Source organism: Terriglobales bacterium, assembly GCA_035624455.1.
GTDB lineage: Bacteria > Acidobacteriota > Terriglobia > Terriglobales > Acidobacteriaceae > DASPRM01.
The window spans coordinates 50,379-75,152 of record DASPRM010000164.1 but is presented as its reverse complement, the minus strand read 5'-3'; the positions used below and the strand labels follow the sequence as shown (position 1 = coordinate 75,152).

General features: G+C 58.3%; 18 protein-coding genes. 9 read left to right on the top strand and 9 right to left on the bottom strand.

What is annotated here, in order from left to right; genetic code table 11:
* The 3 genes from VEG30_19140 to hpnI form a co-directional block, all read left to right on the top strand.
* Positions 1–322: ABC transporter permease (locus VEG30_19140; GenBank protein ID HXZ82053.1), on the top strand; the 322-nt coding region annotated here is incomplete at its 5' end.
* 11 nt (positions 323–333) lie between these two features.
* Positions 334–1,587, top strand: coding sequence for an ABC transporter permease (locus VEG30_19135; protein HXZ82052.1), 1,254 nt, complete (start codon positions 334–336; stop codon positions 1,585–1,587).
* Between the two features lie 154 nt (positions 1,588–1,741).
* A complete protein-coding gene (hpnI, locus tag VEG30_19130; GenBank protein ID HXZ82051.1) occupies positions 1,742–2,959 on the top strand; it encodes a bacteriohopanetetrol glucosamine biosynthesis glycosyltransferase HpnI in 1,218 nt (405 codons plus the stop codon).
* Here hpnI and VEG30_19125 read toward each other — a convergent pair.
* The 4 genes from VEG30_19125 to VEG30_19110 form a co-directional block, all read right to left on the bottom strand.
* Positions 2,927–4,780, bottom strand: a complete 1,854-nt coding sequence (locus tag VEG30_19125; GenBank protein HXZ82050.1) for a glycosyltransferase family 39 protein — start codon at positions 4,778–4,780, stop codon at positions 2,927–2,929. The genes hpnI and VEG30_19125 overlap by 33 nt on opposite strands.
* Positions 4,781–5,009: 229 nt before the next feature.
* Complete coding sequence (locus VEG30_19120) at positions 5,010–7,172, bottom strand: VWA domain-containing protein (GenBank protein HXZ82049.1); 2,163 nt, start codon at positions 7,170–7,172, stop codon at positions 5,010–5,012.
* 10 nt (positions 7,173–7,182) lie between these two features.
* Complete coding sequence (locus VEG30_19115) at positions 7,183–10,473, bottom strand: TonB-dependent receptor (protein HXZ82048.1); 3,291 nt, start codon at positions 10,471–10,473, stop codon at positions 7,183–7,185.
* Between the two features lie 220 nt (positions 10,474–10,693).
* Positions 10,694–11,386 carry a DUF5666 domain-containing protein gene (locus VEG30_19110; GenBank protein ID HXZ82047.1) on the bottom strand — a complete coding sequence of 231 codons (693 nt, stop codon included), beginning with the start codon at positions 11,384–11,386 and terminating at the stop codon, positions 10,694–10,696.
* A 152-nt stretch (positions 11,387–11,538) separates the two neighbouring features.
* Between VEG30_19110 and VEG30_19105 the strand changes: the two genes are divergently transcribed.
* Positions 11,539–12,780, top strand: coding sequence for an anion transporter (locus VEG30_19105; GenBank protein ID HXZ82046.1), 1,242 nt, complete (start codon positions 11,539–11,541; stop codon positions 12,778–12,780).
* Positions 12,781–12,859: 79 nt separating this feature from the next.
* On the opposite strand, the gene VEG30_19100 is transcribed toward VEG30_19105, so the two are convergent.
* Positions 12,860–13,024: a hypothetical protein gene (locus tag VEG30_19100; protein HXZ82045.1), complete on the bottom strand. Its 165-nt coding sequence runs from the start codon at positions 13,022–13,024 to the stop codon at positions 12,860–12,862.
* Between the two features lie 896 nt (positions 13,025–13,920).
* Here VEG30_19100 and VEG30_19095 point away from each other — a divergent pair.
* The 4 genes from VEG30_19095 to acs (VEG30_19080) all read left to right on the top strand — a co-directional run bounded on the left by VEG30_19095 (position 13,921) and on the right by acs (VEG30_19080) (position 19,925).
* Complete coding sequence (locus tag VEG30_19095) at positions 13,921–14,298, top strand: DUF485 domain-containing protein (protein ID HXZ82044.1); 378 nt, start codon at positions 13,921–13,923, stop codon at positions 14,296–14,298.
* A gap of 2 nt (positions 14,299–14,300) precedes the next feature.
* Positions 14,301–15,911 carry a cation acetate symporter gene (locus VEG30_19090; protein ID HXZ82043.1) on the top strand — a complete coding sequence of 537 codons (1,611 nt, stop codon included), beginning with the start codon at positions 14,301–14,303 and terminating at the stop codon, positions 15,909–15,911.
* 95 nt (positions 15,912–16,006) lie between these two features.
* A complete protein-coding gene (gene acs, locus VEG30_19085) occupies positions 16,007–17,914 on the top strand; it encodes an acetate--CoA ligase (protein ID HXZ82042.1) in 1,908 nt (635 codons plus the stop codon).
* Positions 17,915–17,954: 40 nt separating this feature from the next.
* Positions 17,955–19,925: an acetate--CoA ligase gene (acs, locus tag VEG30_19080; GenBank protein ID HXZ82041.1), complete on the top strand. Its 1,971-nt coding sequence runs from the start codon at positions 17,955–17,957 to the stop codon at positions 19,923–19,925.
* A 199-nt stretch (positions 19,926–20,124) separates the two neighbouring features.
* Here acs (VEG30_19080) and VEG30_19075 read toward each other — a convergent pair whose 3' ends face one another.
* Together VEG30_19075 and VEG30_19070 are read right to left on the bottom strand one after the other, a co-directional pair.
* On the bottom strand, positions 20,125–20,427 hold the full coding sequence (locus VEG30_19075) for a hypothetical protein (GenBank protein ID HXZ82040.1): 303 nt from the start codon (positions 20,425–20,427) through the stop codon (positions 20,125–20,127).
* A gap of 59 nt (positions 20,428–20,486) precedes the next feature.
* A complete protein-coding gene (locus VEG30_19070; GenBank protein ID HXZ82039.1) occupies positions 20,487–21,872 on the bottom strand; it encodes a CUAEP/CCAEP-tail radical SAM protein in 1,386 nt (461 codons plus the stop codon).
* Here VEG30_19070 and VEG30_19065 point away from each other — a divergent pair.
* Positions 21,871–22,551, top strand: a complete 681-nt coding sequence (locus tag VEG30_19065) for an LON peptidase substrate-binding domain-containing protein (protein HXZ82038.1) — start codon at positions 21,871–21,873, stop codon at positions 22,549–22,551. The genes VEG30_19070 and VEG30_19065 overlap by 2 nt on opposite strands.
* A gap of 154 nt (positions 22,552–22,705) precedes the next feature.
* On the opposite strand, the gene VEG30_19060 is transcribed toward VEG30_19065, so the two are convergent.
* A complete protein-coding gene (locus VEG30_19060; protein ID HXZ82037.1) occupies positions 22,706–23,032 on the bottom strand; it encodes a 4a-hydroxytetrahydrobiopterin dehydratase in 327 nt (108 codons plus the stop codon).
* Between the two features lie 109 nt (positions 23,033–23,141).
* On the bottom strand, positions 23,142–24,746 hold the full coding sequence (locus tag VEG30_19055) for a hypothetical protein (GenBank protein HXZ82036.1): 1,605 nt from the start codon (positions 24,744–24,746) through the stop codon (positions 23,142–23,144).
* Positions 24,747–24,774: the final 28 nt, after the last annotated feature.

Genomic DNA, 24,774 nt, shown 5'->3' with positions numbered 1-24,774 from the left:
CCGCGAGCGTACCCGGGAGATCGGAGTCCGGAAGGCAGCAGGGGCGACAAGGCGGGAAATTCTGCTGCAGTTCTTTGCGGAGACGATTCTGGTGGTGTTTCTGAGCGGCGGGCTGGGCCTGGGAATCGCCTTCGGGTTCTGCGCCCTGGTGAATTTGCTGCCCATGCCGGATTTCTTCGCCGGCTTGCTGCCGACCTGGCAATCGGGACTGTTTGCCGCGGCCTTATTGGGAAGTATCGCTGTCTTGTCCGCACTCTATCCTGCGCGACGGGCCGCTTCCATCGATCCTATCGAAGCGCTGCGCTATGAAGCGGGCGGGTGAGAAGGCTGACTATGTGGGAGGACATTTTTCGTGAAGCCTGGGTGGCTCTTCAGCGGAGCCGGGTACGCAGCGTTCTGACGATGCTGGGAATCGTGTGGGGGATTTCCGCGGTTACATTGCTGATTTCCTACGGCAGCGGCTTTCGAGGAGCGCTGGTGCATGCCTTCGAAGCGTTCGGCAAAGGCGCTGTGGTCTGCTGGCCGCAGCAAACCAGCGAGCAGGCAGGAGGGCAGCGCGCGGGCAAGGTAGTTCGCTTCGAACAGGAAGACGTAGATCTGATCAAGGAAAATGCCACGCTGGTCAAGCACGTTTGCCTGGAGACGGTGAAGTATCGCCAAATCCAATATGCGGATACCGCGGCCAACACAGCGATTCGCGGCATCTGTCCTGCGTACGGCGACATGCGCAACGAAGTTCCCAGCGATGGACGCTGGATCAACGCGGCTGACATGATCGAGCGCAGGCGGGTGGTTTTCCTTGGCTCCCGTCTGTACAAGCAACTGTTTGCTGGGCGTCCGGCAGTGGGTGAGGAAATTCGCATCGATGGTGTGCGGTTCGCAGTTATTGGCGTGATGGATCGCAAGATGCAATTGAGCAACTACTTCACCAGCGATGACCGTTCCGCCTTCATTCCTTATTCCGCCGCAGGCGACCTGTGGGATACCAAGCGCGCCAGCGTCCTGGTGTTTGAACCGGTAGCTCCGCAATTTGAAAAAAAGGCGATGGCACAAGTCCTGGAAGCGGTTGCAACGCGGCAGGGCTTTTCTCCTACCGATAAGAAGGCCATCCAGATGTTCGGGCGGGAGGAGTTCCGCCCAGTGATTGATGGCATCACCATTGGCCTGCAGGTCTTGTTGCTCTTCATTGGAGTACTCACGTTAGGCATCGGGGGCGTGGGGCTGATGAATATCATGCTGGTGTCGGTAGACGAACGGGTTCGCGAGATCGGGCTGCGGCGGGCGTTGGGAGCGAAGCGATTGCACATTCAGATGCAATTCTTAACGGAGGCGATCGTGCTCGCCCTGATGGGTGGCGTCATTGGGATCGTGCTCTCCTATGGGATCGCGGCTAGTGTCGGTACCCTCCCGCTGCTTGGCCCACTTTTCAAGGACACCTCCGGGAAAGGGGACATACGCCTCTCGATCTCCGGCAACACCGTGTTGCTCTCAACCTTAATCCTGATGCTGGTGGGATTGATCAGCGCCTGGGTGCCGGCGCTGCGAGCGTCGCGGCTCGATCCAGTGGAAGCACTCCGCTATGAATAAGCCAGGTGGAACACTGCATTCGGTCGGATTCGCCGTCCTGCACAAGAAGAGTTAGACTACTTAATATTTATCTAACAGGCGCTTTTTTGCTGGATTTTTACAAGTGTGATGTGGTCTTAAAGATAGTGTGTTTTCTGGGGGTAAGGGCTGTCGGATGCTTATTGGCTCGTTACTATTTTTAGCGCTCGCTGGTTTGGTCAGTTGCACGGTGTTCCTGGTCCTGGTGCTGGTTTCGGCGATTCGTTTTTACCGCCGTTCGGGTAAGCAGGATTCGCCCGTTTCCCTTCTACCCTTCGTGAGCGTGCTCAAGCCTGTTTGCGGCCTGGAGACCAACCTGCAAGCCAATCTGGAAAGCTTCTTTCACCAGGATTATCCGGATTTCGAGATCGTTTTCGGGGCACGCGAGGCCAGCGATCCCGCGCTCGCCATAGTCTCCTTGCTTCAGCAGCGCCATCCCAATGTAGCGGTGAAGATCGTGCTCTCCGGCGAACCAGACCAGCCAAATGCCAAAGTCTGCTCGCTGGAAAAGATGACTGCCGTAGCTCGTGCCGACTATCTCGTTATCAGCGACAGTGACGTGCACGTGACGACGACCTATCTGCGAGAAGTCGTAGCTCCCTTGCTCGAAGAGAAAGTCGGCCTGGTGAGTTGCCTCTACCGCGGCGTGCCCACAGGCGGCATCTGGTCGCGTCTGGAAGCGTTGGGAATGTCGGTAGAAATGACTGCGGGTGTGATCGTGGCCAACATGCTGGAGGGCATGAAATTCGCACTCGGGCCGACCATGGCAGTCAGGCGTGACGCTTTGAATGTCATCGGCGGGTTTGGACAGCTGGCTGAATATTGTGCCGATGACTATGTTCTTGGGCAAAGAGTGTACGAAGCGGGCTATGAAGTGGTGCTCTCGCATCATGTGATCGATCACGTGGTGTTGAGCCGCTCCTGCAAGGACTCACTTCTTCATCAGATACGCTGGATGAAGAGTACGCGTTTCTCGCGTCCCAAGGGACACATAGGGACCGGCCTGACGTTTGCGATGCCGTTTGGTTTGCTGGGGCTGGGAGTGGGGTTGGCAGCGGGCCGTCCCGGAGTGGCGCTCGCACTGCTAGGGTGGTCGGTTCTGAATCGAGTGATCCTGTCTCTTGCCGCGGGATGGGCGGTGGTGCGTGATCCGCTCGCTGCGCGCAATGCCTGGAGTTATCCGATCCGGGATTTCATGGGCTTCTGCTTCTGGTGTGCCAGCTTTCTCGGGACTACGATCGTCTGGCGAAAAGAACGCTATCGGCTGTTGTACGGTGGCAAGATGATTCGAATCTCTGGGCCGGCCACGGCAGAAGCGGAGTCACGGACGGTTGCTGTAGACAACCTTGCCTGAGCTCTCTCCGATCACATATTTCGAGCTGGAAATAAGGGAATCGACTCGCGCGTGTTGATGACTGGGAACGAAAAGGAACACACGCGTACTTGAGTTCCAGGCTTGCAGGAGATCGGCATCAGTACGGAAGATCTTCGGCGCGTCGGGATAAGTCGAGCCGAACCACATCGAAGTGGTACGCCCGTTCACCAGCTCAATTGGCCGCTTGAGGTAAAACAGCAGTGACGAACCAAAGGCCTGATCTCCGTAAATCATGACCCGGTCATCGGGGGTGGCTTTAGGGGCAATTTGCTGAGCCAGGTTTTTGGATCCGAGAAAGGGTTCGAAGCGGAGCAAGGCTATGTGCGCAGCGAGCAGAAACAGTCCCATGGCGCAGGCCGTAACCCAGGTTCCGGCGAAATTTCGACGCCGTAAACGCAGCCACAATGCGAGTGAAGGTCCCAGGATCAGCGCCAGCGCGGCCAGAGTAGCGGGGAGGCGCAAGGCGGCGAAGGATTTCCCGGTAAGATCCAGCATGTGAGCCATCGATAGTGTGTCGGAACTTAGGTCATGGTGGGCCAGCAGGGTTCCAATGTCGGGCTCAAATGGAAGGTTGCGAGAGGCCCACAGGCCGGCGATCAGCATGCCTCCGGCAACGAGCGAAAGCACTGCAGCCACGGCGGTGGTGGGCACCAGCCAACGAGAGTTTTGAGATTGTTCGTCGTGAGCAATGGCTCCTGCCAACAGAAGCAGAAGCGGCAGGTAGGCAGGAAAAGTGTAGTACTCCTGATTGGTAGAGATGGCAAAGAACGTCAGCACTACTCCAGCCCAGAGCCAACACATCAGTTTGGTGCGAGCGCGGAAGCCGGCGCGAGGATTATCGTCCCAGCGAAGCTGCTTTACGGAGGCCAGATCGCCACGTAAATTGCGCAGGGCGACTGGCAAGTACGCGCTCCAGGGGAACAGCCAGATCAGGTGAAGCCCCCAGAAAAGAGCTGCGGGCAGGCGATTGTAATCCTTCGGATAACGCCGTCCGAGGAAGCGCAGCACGTGCTCGTTGACAAAGTAGAACCAGAAGAAATTCTGATTGCGTAAGCCAGCCAGGATGTGCCAGGGAGCGGCGATAGCAAAAAAGAGCAGCAAACCGGTAGGAAGATGAAATTCACGCCAGCGTCGCCAGTCACCGCTGACAATCAGGTAGGCGAGCGCCGCCAGGCCCACAACCACCAGAGCCACGAGTCCCTTGGTCAGAACTGCCAGGGCGAGACATGTGTAGCCCGCATACCAGCGCCAGGGACGGCTTTCATATTCCAGGGCGGTTAGAAAGCAATACAGGGAACAGGCGACCAGCAGGCTCAAAATGGCTTCGGGTATGAGAATGCGCGTGAAGAGGTAGTAGCCCGCCGTAGTACAGACAAAGAGGCCCGCATAAATCCCCGCCCGGGTTCCAAAAGCTCTTCTCCCCCAACGCATCGCCAACACTGCCAGTCCGAAAATGGCGAGAGCGATTGGCAGGCGAGTGGCGAACTCATTGACTCCAAACAGGTGGTAACTGATGGCGATCATCCAGTACATGAGCGGCGCTTTTTCCAGGTAGCGCACGCCATTCACGTGGAGAGTTACATAATCGCCGCTGACGAACATCTCGCGCGCAGCCTCAGCGTGAGTGGAATCAGCGTCGTCTTGCAGAGACGGACTCACTGTTGAAGGCAGATAGACAATGGCAAACAGGACTACGACCGCGACCCAAGCCCAGGTCTTGACGGGAGTTGGTTTGGGAAGAACCTTAACTTCTAGGCGAGGGGTTGCGACGTTGGGTAAGGCTACGGAGTTCCGAGACAACGTGCGTGTTTCTCCTTAATAAATACTATCAAGTGCCCTGGGCCCAATCTGCGCATGAGAGCAGAGGATTTGCAAGCCATTCGCTGATAACGGTTCTGGTTCGCAAAGCCCGCCAGTGGACGCCAGTCGGTCTGGAATTGAACCAGTTCCGATCCCTACAGCGCGCCGCAACGATGCCGGGTTTCAAGATTCTGAAGCGGAAGGCGCTTTGCGGCCGAAACAAATTAGATCACTGGCCGGTGCCGGTGGTTGCCAAATTTCCCGCGTCAGGCTTGCGCACAAGCAATGCCATGCGTGGGAAGAGAAAAGTGCCCGCGGCGTCGTCGACCACGTTGACTTGACAAGTATAAAGCCCGGGCTCGAGCTTGGATAGCGGAACATCGAATTGGAAGACGGCAGCCTTGCGGTCAGGCTCGTTCAGTTGGCGCGCCTCGACCAACGGAGTCTCATAGACTTTGGTCTTGCCGCGCAGGAATTGGATGTTGGTGAGCAGGCGAATTCCTGGCTTTCCCCCCTCCGGCTTGGAGGCTTGTTTGTTGTCGGCGGCGGTGTTGGCTTCAGATTTCTTCTCGCGCGCCGGATCATAGACCTCGTAATAGAAATAAAGATGCCCGTCGGCCGCGAAAACATGTGTAACGTTGGGGATTAGTTCGGTCCCATCGTGCACCAGCGGGTTCTCGACCTTCTTTTTCGTATTGGGTGCAAGCTGCGACCCCAGCACCACCGCGCTCATCTTCAACGGAGCCTTCTTGTAATCAGGGATAAGCAGGTCGGTTTCGAAAGCTCCCATGTTTCCGCTCTGGTTTTCGCGAATGACAAATTTCAGGTGGAATTTGCCCGAAGGCAGAAAGAATCCAGTCTGGTATTGAACGTTTTTGCGGCGAACAACCTGGGAACTCTCCAGATTCAGCTTGACGGTTTCACGCACGTTACCCACCGGCCGGTTCAGTTCGTCCTTTACCAAGCCGATGATGTCCAGAGTGGCTTTGTCCTTGTCGCCCGCTTGGGTGAACGGAATCTGTGATCCACGCACGACCAGCGAGACGGGAACGTAGAAGCGGTTGTCGGAAAGGCGGAAGTATCCGGCTCCGAGGTAGACATCCAGGTCGGTGGGTGGCAGTTCGGAATTGAGCGACTCGACAAGTTGCTCCTCACGGTCATCGCGATTGGAGTGGGCAAAATCGCGTGGCGCGTAATAACCGGAACGATATTCCAGCTTTACGTTGGATAGGCGGCATTTGACGGTGATCTTGCGGAAGCGGCCATCACGCGCGGGATTGGTGCTGTGGTAGGAGAGCATGTAATAAGCGGAAGTATCGGACTGCACGCGCTTGAAAACGGTGTTGAAGTCGTTGGAATCGAGAAACGCTTTGCCGCCAGTGTCGGTGGCCAGAGTGGCGATGGTCTCCTGGGAATCGAAGTTGCTCTTGAAGGCGTTGGTCATGGCGGCGCCGGAATACGCCGACTGGCCGCGCAGGCTGGCCGACTGCGCTTCTCCACCGGGCACGATCGCCTGCAGGCCACGCATGTCCATGGTGTAAAGCGAGACATTGGCGCGCACCGCACGATTAATAGCCATGCGCAGCTGAGCCTCGTTCTCTACGCCGGTCTTACTCATCCCGCTGCTGAAGTAAATAACGGACTTCTTTTGCTGAATGCGAGAGAGCGCTTCCGAGAGCGACTGGATTGCCTGCAGCCGCCGGTCGGTGTTGAAGATGTTGTACTCAGTATCGTCAGCGGTGAAGGACTGGCTGGTGTCCGGCGTGCCTTCGCTGTCGCCGGTGAGACCGGCATCGAAACCCTGGCCGGAGGTAGGACTGAGGCGCGCAATGGTTTTCTCCAGCAAGCCGCGGTCGGAGGTGAAGTCCTGGTTCACCACCAGCGACGAGGAGAGCGAGACCACGGCGGTCAGATCGGCAGCGGTCATCTGGTGGTCCACATACGTTGTGGAAGCCTTGACGGCGCGATCAATGTCCTCTGGTTGCATAGAACTGAGATCGAAGAAGAGAACCACCAGGCGGCGATCGTGCAAATCGACAGGCGCGGCGGGAGTGGCAGGCGCCGCGGGCTGGGCCGTTCGTGGCTTTGCAATCAGGGCTTTTTCGGTAGGCTCCAGCGGGGGAAGAGCGGCGGTGTCTACTTCTTCGAAGTTGAAGCTGCTCAGAGTCTGCGGCTTGTTATCTTCCAGCACCGTGAAATCGTCAGCTTTCAGACTGCGAACCAGCGCGCCGCTCTTGTCACGCACGACCACATTCACCAGCACTACTTCGACTTCGCGTTTGACGATATAGGGGGGGGCGGACTGTTGTGCCTCGAGCAACGGGGCAACAAACATCCCGAGACAAAGAAGCAAAGCCAGCGAGCGGCGAAGCAGACCGGAATTGTGTTTCATCAGGCCCATATCAGAAGCGGAACCTGGTCACGAACTGTAGCTGGCGCATGTTTCCTACTGCTGTCACCCGCCCAAAGGTGGGAGAGTTCACGATGGTGTCGATGGCCGTATATTGCGGCGTGTTGAAGACATTACTTGCCTGCAGTCGAATCTCAAGAATCTTGGTGTCGCTAAAACGAAGCTGCTTTCCGATGGCCATGTTAACGAGCACCGTCGGCGGGCCCGGAATGATGTTGCGCCCGGCGTTTCCAAACTGGCCATTCGGCGGGACAACAAATGCCGCCGTATTGAACCATTCCTGAATCGTGGAGTTGGGCAGAGTGATCGGCTCACCGGTCAAATCGGCGCGCAGGGTGCCGTTCGTGCCGCGACTGATGTCTCCAAAATTGCCCAACACGCGGGGTGTGAAGGGAAAGCCGGAGGCGATGGTGAGACTGCCGCTCCACTGCCAATCCCCAAAAATCCGCTCGGCGGTACTGCGGGTGCTCAGCCAACGCTTATTTTCACCAAACGGCAGCTCGAACATGTAGTCGCCGGTGAATTTATGACGCTGGTCAAAGCTGGAGAGCCCGCGTTCGGCCGCAAGATCGTCGGGATTCTGCGCCACCACGACGGCCCCGCCGCCGATAGTGGAGGCATTGTCGATGGATTTGGAATAAACGTAGGTGCCGCCGATCTGGATACCGTGACTCATGCGCTTGCGCACGCGAACGGAAGCGGCGTGCAGAATGGAGTCGCCCAGAGACGTTTCGAAGATGAAAGGCTGCACTCCCGGGATGAGGAGACCGTCCGGGCCCCGATTGGGAGCGGTTTGAATATCAAGGCGTGTGCCTTTGGATCCGTTGTAGCCGATGTTGACAACCAGGTCGCGGTGAAACTCACGCTGGATATCCACGTTCCACAGCTGTACATATCCCAGACGGTAATTGCGGTCTACGGCGAAGTTGTTGGTAGTGCCCGCAGGCTGGGAGGGGAAGGCGTTTTGCAGGTCAAGCGGTGTTGTGGCAGTGCCAATGTTGGTTTGCGTCACCGCGAAGGGCGGTTGGAACGCCATGTTTAATGCCATGGAAGCGTATGCGGTGGTGTTGTAGTTCATGCCGTAGCCGGCGCGGACGACCGTGTTCTTTAATGGCTTCCAGGCAATTCCCAGCCGCGGAGCGAAATTATTGCGGTCGGGTTCGACCAGCGAAGCGGGAAACTGTCCCGTGTAGGGGCCAACTTGGTTGGGCTGCACAGGTTGCACCGCGGTGAAGCCGGGAGCGACGTCCAGATTCACCAGCCGGTTGAAAATCTCGGTGTACGGAGAGAAATACTCATAGCGCAGGCCTGCGTTCAAAGTGAAGTTGCCGGAGATCTTCCACTCATCCTGGACAAACAGGTCCCAGACGTTGGCGCGCAGGTAGTAGCTATCCACACCGAACTGCACCGCGGCCTGCTGCGGCAGTCCTAAAAGAAGGTCCGCCAGGTCGTAGCCGCTGTAGAAACCAGTGAACACGAAACTGCCGCGTGGATCCTGATTGGTACGGGTGTTTAATTGCACCCGGCGATAGTCTCCGCCCCAGCGCAAGGTGTGTTTTCCATGCGGCAGAATCATGAAGTCGCTGACCGAAAAGCTCTGATCGACCCGGTGTTGGGGATTGATGTCGGTGAGGCTGTTGAAATTGGTGAACGAGAAATTGGGGATGCCCCAGTCGAAGGGGTCGGTGGCCACCCCGTTAATTCCCAGATTGCCAGCGACATTTTGCTGAAAGGCGTAGAGGTTGCTGGTGCGGGTGTCGGTGCGGTTGAAATCCACACGCAAATTATTAGTGAGTTTTCCCTTGCTGCGAACAAAGCCGATAGGAACATCCCAGCTGCTGACATCGGTATTGCCGCTGACGCTAGGGAAGGGATTGGTCAACACATTGTGGACGTCTCGATAGTGCAGACCCAGGTTGATGTTGTTACGCGACCCGCCTCGACCTCCGCCTCCGCCAGGTCCCCCGAAACCCGGTCCACCGCCGTCGAAGTTGTGAATCAAACGTAAGCCGACGTTATGGTTGTCATTAGTCGCCGACGTGGTGAAGTGGAAATTTTGCGTCGTTCCCGGCAGATTGGGGAGAGGAATGAAATTCAGCAAGCCGGCTCCGGCGGAATTGATCCGCTGCGCAGGAATCTGATTAGCCGGAAAAGGCAGGTGGGTTAGGGGATCGATGATGGTCACAGGGGATCCACCAACTGTGGTGGCGGAGAAATCTCCGGAACGCTCCGCCAGCGTGGGCACGGTGGAGAAGGCATCATAGGGATTGCTGACGAGATTGCCAAAATAAGACAAGAAGAAGAATGTCTTGGTGCCGCCGTTGTAGATTTTGGGGATGCGAAGTGGCCCACCCAGCACGCCTCCAAAGCGTTGCTGCAGGTAGTCGGGTTTGACGACAGGTTGACCGGTGAGTGAGTAAGGAGCCGCATTGAAAACGGAATCACCGACGCTATAGAACAACGAACCATGCAGCTTGTTGACGTTAAAGCGGCCGCGTCCGCCGCCGATCATGAAGACTCCTGGGCCGCCTCCGGGACCACCAAAGCCGCCTGGGCCACCGTAGCCGCCGCCGGGACCCTGAAGAGCAACGCCGCCGGGGCCGAACTCTCCACGGCGTGCCCGGTCCCGCATTTCCTCGATGCGGTCCTGCATCTCTCGACTAGTACCAAACATGAACTCATTGGACTGTGCCTGGTTGCCTGAAACTGCGACTGACTCTGTCGGTCCTTCGGCAAAGCTGGCGGCAGGCAGTCCACCTGTGCCGTTGCCGTTTTCGCTGCCGCCCCCGAACTGCATCTGGCCACCACCTCCGAATGCGCTCAAGTCGGCGCTGATGCCAATGTTCTGAAAGCCACGGCCTCCACCCATGCGCATCGCGGCTTGCTGTTGGGCGTTCTCTTCCTGCTGTTGCTGAACGCGCGACAGCAGCGTCATGCCGAGATCCACTCGCGGATGACAATTCTGTGCGTTAATGACAACTTCCTTGGTGGCCGGCGCGAAAGCGGCCAGCTCAGCGCGCACGACCAGCTTTCCTTTGGGAGAAACTGACAACGTGAAGCTGCCATCCTGATCGGTCGTAGTTGCGACCTTCTTGCCGGTGAGTGAATTGGCGGCGGAGATGGTGACTCCGGGGAGTGGCAGGTTTCCGGCGGTCACCTTGCCGGCAATATCACAGCTCACGTCAGGAGCTGCAGGTGCAGGCGGCGGAGTTGCTGGTTCACCTGCAGGCTGAGGCTGTGTTTGCGACTGTGTCGCGGGCGAGGTGGCTGCTGGAACCTGCATCGCAGGCGCCTCTGTTTGTTGCGGGGCAGTCGGGTTCGTTTGTGCGGCAGCAGAAACCGCGAGAGCAAAGAGCAGAACCCCGGTTATGATCCAAAGTGGCAGGGCGCGGGGGCGGTATTGCCAGTGCTCGCTTCCGGAGTTAACAGCAGATTGTGATGTGGCCTGAGACATCATCGGGCGATCGAAGTTAAAAACTTGTGGTCTGGTCAAGACTCCAGACTCACTGCGGTGGTAACGGCTTGGGAGATTGCGCTTGTCCCGCGGGCGGGGGACCACCCATGAAACTGCCCGGGCCACCTGCTCCTCCTACGCGCAGAGTGGATGGCACGAACACGCCGTTCTTCAGCTCTCCCGGGCCCGTCACACGATCACCAACCTTGATGTCTGCCAGGGTGATGCTCTCGTCGCGGCCGCGGCGGAAGGAGGTGCTCTCATCGACCTCGATGGTCTGGGTCTGATCGTCAGGCCGCTGGATGGTGAGCTTGGTCTCGTTGATCGCCTTCACTTCACCGGCTATAAAAGTCTTGCCCAGGTTTTCCTTCCACTTTTTCATTTCTTCAGTGCGATTCACGACGAAGTTGGCAGTCCAGGTTCCATCCTCGGCGCGCTCACCCGCGACCATAACGAAATCACCGGCCTTCAAATCCGAAGGCTTTATGGTTTTGCCGCTCATGGCAAACTGGGTGGTGCTGGAGAATTTGACGTTGACGGTATCGCCACTCATGGTCTTTAGAGTGAGTCCGTCGGAGCGCAATTCGGTGATGGTGCCGCCCACGCCGCGCCGGCGCATGCCACCGCGCTCGAATTGGCCGTTCGCGCCCGGTGTCTGGCCACTGGGGGCCCCTCTGGGCGCATCCTGTGCCACGGCCGGCAGGGAAAGTAAAATCAACAGCGGCACGGCTAGCTTTTTCATTTCCACCTCATGCGCGATTCATTACCGGCAGACGGACCTTCCGTCAAGACGGCTGACCTCGGTTGATCGCAAGCACCTAGTATAGACGGGAAGAGTAGCGCGACGTTGTTGTGTAACTTGCAGACTTTACTGAAGATTTACAGGAGAGACTGGTGCAGCCTTCCCCCGCCACCCTCAGCGAAGCCCGCCTGCTTGCCGGCTACATCATCTTCTCCGCCAGTTACCTGGTGTTTGCCCTAGGCAAGTTTCCGGGGATGAAGATTGACCGCCCAGGCATGGCGGTGATCGGCGCGGTGCTGATGTTCGCGTTTCGCATCCTGGGTCCCAGCGATGGCCTGCGGTTCATCGACTTCGCCACCGTGGTGCTGCTCTTCTCCATGATGGTGATTGTCGCCAACCTTCGCCTGGTGGGGTTCTTCGATGCAGTGGCGACCTGGGTGGTAGTGCGATTGGGGCCGAGGCACCTGCTTCCAGCCGTGATCCTGAGCTCGGGACTGCTATCGGCGTTCTTTGTGAACGACATTATTTGCCTGGTTATGGTTCCCATCGTTTTGAGTCTTGCACGGCGACTGGGAGTCCGGCCGCTAGGGTACTTGCTGGCAGTGGCGACAGCTTCCAACATCGGCAGTGTGGCGACCATCACCGGAAATCCGCAAAACATCCTGATTGGATCGTATTCCGATATACCCTACCGCTCCTTCCTCTGGCACTTGGGGCCGGTAGCGCTGGTGGGATTGTTGCTCGACTGGGCCATTCTGCACTGGCTGTTTCCGCATGACGAGGCGAGGACCGGCGCGGAACCCGATCCTGCCCATCCTGCCATCCCCCGCACAAGTTTCACCAAGGCGGTGCTGGTGGTGTTGTTTGTCATGGCGGGATTTCTCGCGGGACTGCCACCGCCGCTGGTCGCGGCAGTGGGAGCGGCGCTCATGCTCATCACGCGCACCCTGGAACCCCGTTTGATGTACGACGAGGTTGATTGGGGACTGCTCGTGTTTTTTGTAGGGCTGTTTCTGATCGTAGGTGGGGCTGAGAAGGTGGGCATTACCGAGCAGCTGCTGCGGCTTGCGCGGGAGCTGAATCTTCACAACGCGGCGACGTTTACCGCAATCACTGCTGTTCTATCCAACATTGTAAGCAATGTGCCGGCGGTGATGTTGCTGAAGTCCGTGGTGCCCGGTTTCGCGCAGCCACACCGTGCCTGGATGCTGCTGGCGATGGCCAGTACGCTTGCGGGTAATCTGACCATCACCGGATCCATTGCCAACATCATCGTGGTAGAGGGAGCGCGTCCGGCGGTTAACATTACCTTCCGCGATTATCTGCGAGCTGGGGTGCCGGTGACGCTGGCAACCATTACATTTGGCGCAGTATGGCTTTGGCTGGTTGGATAATTCGGCAGAGGGGGGCGGCCAAAATAATGCCAGGTCAACCCGTTTAAAGAATTGGCCTGGCAGAAGGCTTGTCGACTTCTTAAGTCGTCTGCTGGTGATGATGGTGATGATGCTTGTGGTGCTTATGGTGATGGTGGGTGGAAGAGGGCGGCGTTGTGCTTGGTGTGGCGGTCTGCGCAAAGGCTGACACACAGAGAGCGCTGCCGAAAACCACCGCGAGTAGGGAGGCGAGCAGTTTCTTCATCAGTACCTCATTGGAGATCTGGTTGTGGGACTGCCTGATATAGAAACCGCCGTCCGGAAATAAGTTGCGGGGGAAGCTTCGTCAGGCGATAACCCGGCGTCATTATCTTTTTTGGAAGGCGGTGTCCACCAGTGACCATGGGGAGACCCCTGAGGATGTCCCGCGGGCCAGGTAATCAATGCTTTTGGGGTCACGGGTTATCGTGGTTTGAGGCAGATTGGCATGTTGCCGGCACTCGCGGCGGGGGCAACCGCAGCACGAAAAAGCTCTTCCCAGCGGCTAAATTGGCGCTACAATGTGCGCCCGGAATTGGTTCTGCGCCGGGTCATCACAGCCCTGTTGTGACCCAGCGCACAGACACTGGTAGCTAAGGTATCGAAGATAAGCGCCACCGAAACAGGCGGGTGGCGCCAGTTGCGCGCCCGCAGGAGGCGTTTTCGTGCGAAAACAGCGACTTGCCGACAGGTTGCTGGAGCGTGAACGCCCCAAGAGCTTCGCTGCCAAACAGACGCGGCCTCCGCTCCTGTCCTCCGCAACGCGTCTGTGGCTCACCTGCGTTGGTGATGTGCCCGGCCCGCCGGGATGTGCGAGGTTGAGCGGCGCCACGGTCCACCCCCTGTTCGGTGAAGAGGGATATTCATACCGGCTTCATACGGCATTTTCAGGCCCAGGTTCTCGGATGCCGCTTCGCCACTAGGAGGGCCATCTCCCCATGACGCCTACTTATTGGCTGTGCTCCTATCTCAAGGTGGGGTGGGGGGAATAGCCTACCTCGGGGCCAACTCAGGACGGTGGCAGGCGGAGGTTCGAGAGTCCTAACGAACGTTCGGTCTAGGCCAGAACCCTTTTCTGGTCTCAATTCGGTTCCGTCCTGCTTGACGGACCAGGAGGCTTGCATGGCTCAGGAACAAGCTGCCCGCGCGGCGGTGCCCGGTCGTTCGGCGCCCGCTGCACCCGCTGGCGAACCGGATATTTGGGAACGCGTCGCCCGCATGGACGAATTCAAATCACTGCTCACGGCGAGGGAGAAGTTCGTCATTCCCGCGGTTATCTTCTTCGTCGTGTACTACTTCTTGCTTCCCATTTCCGTCGGTTACTTTCCTCAGTTTATGGACAAGCGCGTCGGCTCGGTGAATCTGGCGTATCTGTTTGCACTGTCGCAGTTTTTTGTGGCCTGGCTGATTGCTTTCCTGTACGTGCGCGCTGCCCGCCGCTTTGACGAATACGGCCGCCGCATCCTCGATCACGTGGACACCAGCAAGGAGGGCAAATAACCATGTCAACCTCATTGTTGATGTTTCTGGTTTTTATCGTGATCACGCTAGGGATCACCTACTGGGCCGCTCGCCGCTCCGCCGGCGCGGGCGCCTACTTTGCCGCGAGCCGGCGTATTACCGCCTGGCAGAACGGGGTGGCTGTTGCCGGCGACTATATGAGCGCTGCTTCCTTCCTCGGGATTGCGGGATTGATCGCTTTCTTCGGCTACGACGGGTTCATGTACTCGGTAGGCTGGCTGGTCGCTTACCTGACCGTACTCCTGGTCGTGGCAGAACCGCTGCGCAATGCGGGCAAGTACACCATGGCAGACGTGCTCGCGTATCGGTTAAAACCGCGGCCGGTACGGGCCATGGCTTCCGTCAGCACCCTCACCGTGAGCACGTTCTACATGATCGCGCAGATGGTGGGCGCGGGCGCGTTGGTGAGCCTGCTGTTGAAGGGCTCAGGGATCAATTTCCGCACGGCTGTCATCGGCGTCGGCATTCTGATGATCGTGTACGTGGTGTTCGGCGGTATGCTGGCCACGACCTGGGTGCAGATCATCAAAGCCATCCTGCTGATGACGGGCACCATTCTGCTCAGCATTCTGGTGATGAGCAAGTTCGGCTTCAGTTTCTCCAATTTCTTCACTGCCGTGCAGCACGTAAGCTACCATGGCCCAGCAGGGCAGGAGATCACTAAAGACTTTCTCCAGCCCGGGCTGCGCTTCAAGCCACCCAACGGTCCCCTGGAGTTGATTTCGCTGGGCATGGCTCTGATTTTTGGCACGGCGGGGCTGCCGCACATTCTGGTCCGGTTCTACACCGTTCCGGATGCCAAGACCGCGCGCTATAGCGTGGTCTGGGCGATGATCTTGATTGGCAGCTTTTACATCATGACCACCTTCCTGGGATTCGGCGCAGCCACCATCGTTGGGCGCGACTTTATCTCTACTCATGGCGGCAACAACATGAGCGCGCCTCTGCTGGCGCAGGCAGTCGCTGGGGATGTGTTCTTCGCCTTCATTTCCGCGATTGCTTTCGCCACGATCCTGGCGGTGGTTGCTGGACTGACCATCAGCGCCTCCACGTCCTTTGCTCACGATTTTTGGACCAACGTGATTCACAAAGGGGTGGAGCGCAAACCGGGCGAGGAGGTGATGGTGTCGCGGATCGCGGCCTTTGTGGTTGGTGCGGTGGCCATCAGCATCGCGATTGTTTTGGGACCCAGCGCGAACGTGGCTTTCCTGGTGGCTCTGGCTTTTGCAGTGGCTGCCTCCGCCAACTTGCCGGTGATTGTGCTCTCGATCTTCTGGAGACGGTTTAACACGTTGGGAGCGGTCATGGGCCTGGCCGTCGGCCTGCTGGCGTCGATTGTGCTCATCCTGATTGGCCCCAGCGTCATGGGCATCGATACGGCAACGACGCCGGCCATTTCACGCCACCTGATTCAGCATGCTCCAATATTCCCGTTGGAGAATCCCGGCATCGCCAGCATTCCGCTGGGATTCATCGGAGCATTTTTAGGAACCCTGCTGGGCGGCCGCGAGGCTTCCGCCGAGCACAAATTCACTGAACTGGAGGTTCGCGCCAACACCGGACTGGGTTCGGAGAAGGCGCTTGCCCACTAACCTGTATCACGCATGCCGGACGGCGGTCGCACGTACCGCCGCCGGCATGCTCATCTTTCTTCCCCAAAGCATCAGAACGTTTCCGGGAGTTGCATATGACTTTAGCCACAAAATCCGCAAACGAAAGTATTTCTAATCTGCTTAATATCGCCGAAGAATATCCTTCCCCCAAGATCGTCGCCGAGAGCGCCCGCCAGCAATCCTGGAACGAAGAATACGAGCGCTCCATCAATTTTCCGGAAGCCTTCTGGGGAGATTACGCTCGCAATTTTGTCTGGAACTCGCCCTGGCAACGGGTCATGCAGTTTGATGGCGTGCACCATAAATGGTTTCTGGGTGCCCGCACGAACATCACGGTGAATGCTCTCGACCGTCACGCCAATTCCGATCGCCGCAACCGGGTGGCATACATCTGGCTAGGGGAGGACGGAACTGAGCGCATCGTCACCTACGGCCAGTTGCACCAGTTGGTGTGCCGGTTTGCCAACGGACTGAAATCGCTGGGAGTGAAGAAGGGCGACCGCGTCATTATTTACATGCCTCTTACGATCGAAGGTGTGGTGGCGATGCTGGCGTGCGCCCGCATCGGAGCGATTCATTCCGTGGTCTATGCCGGACTGGGACACACTGCGCTGCGCGAGCGGATTGTCGACGCCCAGGCGCGCATTGTGATTACCGGCGATGTCGGATACCGCCGCGGCAAGAAGGTACAACTGAAGGCCATCACCGATGAAGCTGTGGATGCTCTGGAGTTCGTGGAGAAAGTGGTGGTGTTCTCACGCGAGAACGCGGAACTGAGCGGGCGGGAAGTGAATTTCGCCGATCTGATGAAATTCCCTGACGATTGCCCCGCCGAAGACATGGATGCCGAAGATCCCCTGTTCATCCTTTATACCTCCGGCAGTACGGGCAAGCCCAAAGGCGTCGTGCATGTCCACGGCGGCTACATGGTAGGGACTACCTACCATCTGGAAAATTACTACGACGTTGGCGAGCGGGACGTGTTCTGGTGTACTTCCGATATCGGCTGGATTGTAGGTCATTCCTACATTGTTTATGCCCCGCTGTGCGCAGGAGTGACAACACTGTTTCGCGAAGGAGCAATCGACTACCCCGCACCGGACATCGTTTGGGACATTGTCGAGCGTTATGGCGTCAGCAAGATGTTCACCGCTCCTACCGCGCTGCGCATGTTCATGAAATATGGCGACGCGCTGCCCGCCAAGCACAATATCTCCAGCCTGCGCTTTGTGGCCTGCGCGGGAGAGCCGCTGAATCCGGAAGCCTGGCGCTGGGCACAGACGCATCTCGCTGGCGACGGGAAATGGGGCTATGTGTGCGATAACTGGTGGCAAACCGAGCTGGGCGGACCGGCTATCGGAACCCCGGCTTCGATGGCTACCCGTCCCGGTAAGTGCGGTATCTCACTTCCTGGATCCATCGCAGATGTGGTGGACGAAGAAGGGAAGCCCACGGCTCCGGGGGCCGGCGGACGGTTGGTCCTGAAGCGGCCATTCCCGCACATGATGCGCACTGTTTGGGGAGACGCCGACCGCTACGATCGCGAGTGGAAGAAGATTCCGGGTTGCTACGCTACCGGGGATGTGGCGGTCAAGGATGCCGACGGCTACATTACGGTTTTGGGGCGGGTGGATGATGTCCTCAACGTAGCCGGACACCGGATCGGAACCGCGGAAGTGGAGAGCGCACTGGTGTCTCACCCCGCAGTGGCGGAAGCGGCAGCCATCGGAGTGCCCGATGCCCTCAAGGGGGAAGTGATCAAGGCCTTCGTGACCTGCCGTGCCGGCCATACCGCTTGTGACGCCCTGGCAACTACCCTGGTCGAGCATGTACGGCGGGAACTGGGGCCGATTGCCACGCCGTCGGCGATTGAGTTCGTAGCTGCCCTACCCAAGACCCGCTCTGGTAAGATTCTTCGCCGCTTTCTGAAGGCGAAGGAGAGTGGACAGGATCCGGGCGACATTTCCACCATGGAACAGTAAATCGTACTACGATATTACTCAGCTCGCGGCAGGAGTCAGAATGGCACAAGAGACGATTACCTCACCACAGCAAAGCATTGATTCCGTACTGCAGGAAGCACGCACGTTCGAGCCGCCGGCGGAGTTCCGGCAGAAAGCTCACATCCGGAGCCTGGAAGATTACGAGCGCCTCTACAAGGAAGCATCTGAAGATCCGGAGAAGTTCTGGGGCAATATCGCCCGCGAATTGCATTGGTTCAAGCCCTGGACCAAGGTCCTGGAGTGGAACGCACCTTGGGCGAAGTGGTTCGTAGGTGGCGAGATCAACCTGTCCTTCAACTGCCTCGACCGCAATGTGAAGGGTGGCCGCGCCAACAAGACCGCTCTGCTGTGGGAAGGAGAGCCAGGCGAGATCCGGACGCTCACCTATGCCCAGTTGCTGACCGAGGTTTCGAAGTTTGCCAACGTGCTGAAGTCCCTGGGGATCCAGAAGGGCGACCGGGTGGCCATTTATATGGGTATGACGCCGGAGCTTCCAGTGGCCATGCTGGCGTGCGCCCGTATAGGTGCCATCCACTCGGTAGTATTTGGCGGCTTTTCGTCGAACGCACTGGTGGACCGCATCAATGATGCCACGGCAGTGGCCGTAATCACCCAGGATGGCTCTTATCGCCGTGGCAATGAAGTCAAGCTGAAGCCTGCTGTCGATGAGGCGCTGGATTCGTGTCCTTCGGTGAAACACGTGATCGTGTATCAGCGGACCAAGACTCCGGTAACGATGAAAGCCGGCCGCGATCACTGGTGGCACGATCTAATGTCCAAGGCGAGCGACAAGTGCGACGCCACGCCGGTTGATGCCGAGCATCCGCTCTACATCCTTTACACTTCCGGTACGACAGGAAAGCCGAAAGGCGTCGTGCACACAACGGGCGGCTATTCCGTCGGTACTTATCTCACCTGCAAGTGGGTTTTCGATCTTAAAGAGGAAGATGTTTACTGGTGCACCGCCGATATCGGCTGGGTCACCGGGCATAGCTATATCGTCTACGGCCCGCTGCAGAACGGTGCGACCTCGGTGATGTATGAGGGCGCACCTAACTTCCCCGAGCCGGACCGCTTCTGGAGCATCATCGACCGCCACAAGGTGAACGTGTTTTATACGGCTCCGACGGCAATCCGCACGTTCATCAAGTGGGGCGAGTCGTGGCCGGGAAAACACAAGATGGACAGCCTGCGCCTGCTGGGTACCGTGGGCGAGCCCATCAATCCGGAAGCCTGGATGTGGTACCGGGAAGTGATCGGGCGCAACCGCTGCCCGATTGTCGATACGTGGTGGCAGACGGAAACCGGAATGATCATGATCACCCCGTTGGCAGGGGCGATCGCCACGAAGCCGGGATCGGCTACCAAGCCTTTCCCCGGGGTGATCCCCGAAGTAGTGACCATGGATGGCAAGCCGGTGCCGGCGGGTTCGGGTGGCTACCTTGTGATCCGTAAGCCGTGGCCAGCGATGTTGCGCACGGTTTGGGGTGATGCTGACCGCTATGTCCGCCAGTATTGGTCGCAGATTCCGGGCACGTACTTTACGGGCGATGGCGCGCGGCGCGACAAGGACGGCTACTTCTGGATCATGGGCCGTGTGGATGACGTGATCAATGTTTCCGGTCACCGGCTGAGCACCATGGAGGTGGAGTCGGCGTTGGTAGCGCATCCCATGGTGGCGGAGGCGGCCTGCGTGGGACGCCCAGACGAAGTCAAAGGACAAGCGATCGCCGCCTTTGTGACGCTCGAGGGCGGCCAGACACCCAGTCCGCAGCTAAAAGAAGAGCTGCGGCAGTGGGTGGTGAAGGAAATCGGAGCGCTGGCGCGACCGGACGACATCCGCTTCACCGATGTTCTGCCGAAGACACGCAGCGGCAAGATTATGCGCCGCCTGCTGCGCGAGTTGGCCACCAGCGGCGACGTCAAGGGCGACACCACCACGCTGGAAGATTTTGGCGTGATCGCAAAGCTGCGACAGGAAGAAGAGTAGTTCTGAACCCCATGCCAGGGGTGGGGCCTGACTTAGAGAATCAGGCCCCTATTCTTGGGGTGGTTTGGTCGTCCCGGAACAGGCATTCAGCGGTAGGAACAAACGCGAGGTCCTTCGACTCTGCGCCCGCGACCCGCAAGAATCGCGGGGTCGAAAAGCAAAAGCGGGCGCATCGCTCAGCATGACGAATAGATGATATTCAGCCGCACACGGGCAGTGTCAGCAGTTTGTCTGTAGCCGTCAGATCCGGGGCAGAGCATAGAAACACGTGGTCCGCGGAGCAGAAAGGACACTTTCCCAGCTTCACGTCAGCTTCCCAGCCGTCGCGGCCACGCAGAAAATAACGATCGCCCGATTCTGATTTGAGCTGCCAGATCACTTCTTCCGCCATCAGAACTTCAGACCAGCCGTTCTCGTCTCCAATGCCCAGGTGGGAGATGTGGCGGTGCGGATCTTCATCCTTCATGCGCCGCGTGAGGCAGATGATTTGCTTACGCGCCATGGCTGCGAGTATGACAGGGAGAATCAGAACGGGGCCAACTGCCCCGTGGTGGGCTCAGCTCAACAGTACCAGGGCTCGGTGAGGTAAGGAATTGTTGTCCGCGCCGCCATCGGAGGCAGCGCAGGCTCTCTCGAATCAGCCGCACGTTCGTTCCTGCGGAAGGATTGCAGCAAGCTCCACGCGTGCTCGAATATGGCTCGACGTGGCATTCCCCACTTGCGCGACTGCTGCAGGAATGCCTCCAATTGTTGCTGCAACAGATCGACTCTGGCATCGCTGTGTAGCCAACGATAGCAAAGTGCAGCGTGGTCGAATGGCCCGATCAGGTCGCGTACTTCCTGCAGTTTAAGCAAGCGCGATCCGGAGGGAATCAGCAGCTGTATCGCAAGCTGAATCGGCTGGACGTTTTCTATCAGGTCGAGCTCAGCGAGGGTGAGCAGAAAGTCCTCATATCCGGCCAGCGAAATCCAGGGAGTGAAGGCAACGAAAGTGGGCGAGAGCGGAACACCGATCTCGCGCATGAGCTTCAATACTTCCACAAAATCCGCGCGGGTGTGCCCCTTATCGAGCAGGCGGAGAACGTTATCGTCAAATGACTCGACGGCGCTGACCACGAAAGCACAGCCGGTCTCGCGCAGGGTGGAGAGATGCTCCGCGTGCGTGAGGAGGTGCTCGATCTTGATGGTCACGTCGTAGCTCAGAGTGGGAAACTCGGTGTGAAGTGCGCGCACGATTCCCAGTGAGTGTCCGATACCGTTGAAGAAGTCGGGATCACCGAAAGAAATGTGCTCGGCTCCAGCCTCAACTTGCTGCCGTATGTCTGCCAGCACCACATCGCGCTGCACGATGCGAAACACGCCGTTGTAAACCGGGACGACCGGGCAATGCCGGCAAAGGTGCTTGCACCCGCGGCTGGCTTCGGTGTAGCCCACGACTCTCTCTCGTCCACCGGGCAGCATCAATTTTGCGTATTTGTTCAGGCGCGGAAATCTGGAGCGGTCTGGGACGAGAAACTGCTGACGGTCGAGGGAAATCGAAGCCGAGGAACTCGTGTCGGTGCCGTTGCCCTCGTGACGCATCAGCTTGCTGACAAAAGCAGCCAATGGCGCTTCGAATTCGCCGCCGAAGATGCTCTGGATCCCAAGCTCGCGGAGTTGATCTGAATTTAAGGGCGCGTAGAGGCCGTAGGCGCACAGATGCGCGCGCGGATTCAGGCTGCGAACGCGGCTGATAGCGTACAGGGCGACGCGGGTGGCGGTGTGCATCGGCAGATAGAAAGCAATCAGATCTGCATTGCGCAGGCATTCCTCATTGTCCTTCAATGCCTGCTGCGAGAGATCGAGGCAGGTCACGCGGGCACCGTCGTGGCGCAGCCATGCCGCTGGCGAAGCAAGTCCGAAAGGCTGGTGTCCCAACTCGTAGGTCGAGACGAGTACCACATTCATGGCAACCATGCTAACGCAGGTGCCACTATTTGTGTGTCCCGCCCAGCTTCGGGGTCTGTCGTACAATCTGCTTGTGAGTCTGCTGCCGCTGTTTCCATTGGATATGGTGTTGTTGCCCGGGGCGCCGCTTCCACTGCATATCTTCGAGCCTCGCTACAAGGAGATGATCGGGGAGGCTCTGGCTGGGAACAAGCCTTTCGGCCTGGTGCGCGCCAAAGAGAACTCGCTGGCCGAGCTGGGCTGCACAGCCGAGATCATGGAGGTCACCAAGAAATACGAGGATGGCCGCATGGATATCGTGGCCGAGGGACGCCAACGCTTCGAGATTATGCAGGTCAACGAGGAGAGATCGTTCTTGCAGGCGGAGGTTCGCTATTTTGACGATGATCCCGGCAACCCCCCGCCTTCGGACGTGGAGAAGTTGCTCACCATGCACCAGGAGCTGCTGGCTTTAGCCGGGGCGGAGTCGGCGGAGGCTCCTGAAGTGGACGAACCCCAAATTTCGTTCCACATCGCCGGGATGTTGCCCCTGGATCTGGACTTCAAGCAGACGCTTCTCGGCATGCGCTCCGAGCCGCAGCGGGTGACCGCACTGATCGAGTACTACACGGCTCTGCTGCCTCGGGTGCGCCGCACACTGAAGGTGCGCGATAAGGCGCGGGGGAATGGGCATGTGTGAGCTTGTCCCCCGAATTTTTCTCTGTTGCGGATCCATCCTGTCACAGTTACACCAACGAAATAGGAATGTTTGGCGTACTGCCGACTGAAGAACTGCAGATCCCTCGGCCGCCGTGGGGGCCTCGTGATGACAAGGGAAAACAGAGCTGGCAAACCTACCGGATCTGATCGATCTTGGCTGCGAGGATGAAATCGCTTTCCGTCAGCCCATTAATTTTGTGGGTCCAGATGGTGATCTCAGCTTTACCCCAGGAGAGGCAGATGTCGGGATGATGGCCTTCGCGTTCGGCGATTTCGCCGACACGGTTGGTGAAATCGAGAGCCTGGCGGAAGTCGGGAAAGGTGAAAGCGCGCTTGAGGTGATGACCTTCGACCACCTGCCATTGCGATACTTGCTTGTGCAACTTGTTCAGCTCCTCCCCAGCCAGCGGGGGCACGCCTCCGCGGCAGGGAACGCAACTCTTGGCAGCCAGTTCGGACATGGATCCATCCTCCGTGGACCATTCTAAATACTGGCTGGATATTGCGCCGCTCAGCATCACAGAGTGAAGCCGCAAGACGGCGCGAAGATTTTCCCGCGAATACTCTCCCTCACCGTTCCTGGTTGAGCTTCTCAACCACTTCCCGCCAAAGCTCTTGCTGGAAGGCGCGAAATGCGGGCAGCTCGTACAGCCTGAGGCTGAGCTCGGCGGTGCTCGACGGCGCAGGCGTGCTGGTCGGCTTCAACACAGTCTGCCGCAAGCGGCTGACGGTTTGCTCGTCGAACGTGTGAGCGATGAACACGAGATTTCCGGGCCAGAGTTCGATAAATACTGGACCCTCGTCAGTATTCACGCGCAGGGATTGCCTTGGACCGCAGTCCTGACCACTGCCGGCGCAGCTGGTGGGCTCAAACGTTTTCTCGCTTTGCACTGTGGTTCGCTTCGAGAGTGAAGTCTTATAGAGCTGAATGAAACGCTCGGCTGATTCGGTGGTCTTCCAGCGCGAAACGTAGAGCAATCCCAGATCGGCGGTAGAGGCCTTGGTGTTGGGAGGGTCGGCCGGAGACCGCTTCACAGCGATGTACGATCCGCCGCGCCAATTCTGGCCGAGAACATACACGTCGTTATCGCGTCCGAATTGTTTCGCGAAGATGCGGACGTCGAGTTCGCCCATGGTGCCGCTGTCGTAAGGCTGAAATTCCGGCGGAAGAACGGCCCGCAGGTCGGGAATGATCACCGGAGTTTGCTTCTCATGTTCCAGGTACGCTTCAGGCTGGAGGATCTCGTGGGTATCGCGCGGCGGCCGGGCAAAGGCTCCGGCAAAAGCCATCCGCGTGCCGCCCTTTTTCAGCAGCTCCAGTTCGAAATTCAATCCCTCCCGGTAGGGGAAGATGGAGCTTTCTTTCAGCATGAAAGGAGCGTTATGGACCACCACTGCCGTGTCGTAGCTGCCATCGAGACGGCCTTTCAGGACCTGCATTAAATCGGGTGAACCTGCCAGCCGGCGGTTGATCGGCTTCAGGGTGTAATCCACAAACACCACCATGGCCTGACCTTCCACCACAGCGGTGCGGGCGCCGTCCTCTTGGTCATCCTGTGCGTCCACGTGTAACTTCATTTCCGCTTGCCGGGACTGGGATTGCTTGTCGTGGTGATGCCAGTTTTGCAGATCGTAGTTCTGGTCCTGCAGCGCGTGGGTAAGCTCGTGGGCCATGATGGGCATCTGCTGATCCAAGGCAATCCAGTTCAGCAGGCACATGGTTTTGGTCTTGAAGTCGTAATAGCCGGCGATGCTCTGGCCGCTGGCGCCAACCAGGAAGGTTTTCAGATCGAAATCGCGGGGGAGGAAGCCAAACTTTTTGAGCACAAGTTCTGAGCGTGCCAAACGCTGGGCCGCCGCGCTCTCTGACATTGCCTCGGACATGTGGCGCTTCACGTCTTCCTGGCCGATCAGTTGGTGCTTCACCTCGCTGCGCTTGGGAAAACCTGTATCGTCACTGGCAAAGTCGAGTGTCTCGCTGATCGACGAGAACAATTTTTTGGAGTCGTCCTGCGTGACCTTGATTTCCACCTTGTGGGCAGCACGCCGCTCGCGAGCGATGTCGCCCAGGCTGCGGTTGTCGTCGGAAGTGGCAGGTTGAACAGTCTGGGCGTGGCCGAGAGCGGGGATAAAACTCAACAGAATAAGGACAAGCAGGTTGGTCCCTTTGCGCATTTTTTGTCGTCGCTCCGGAATTGCGGGT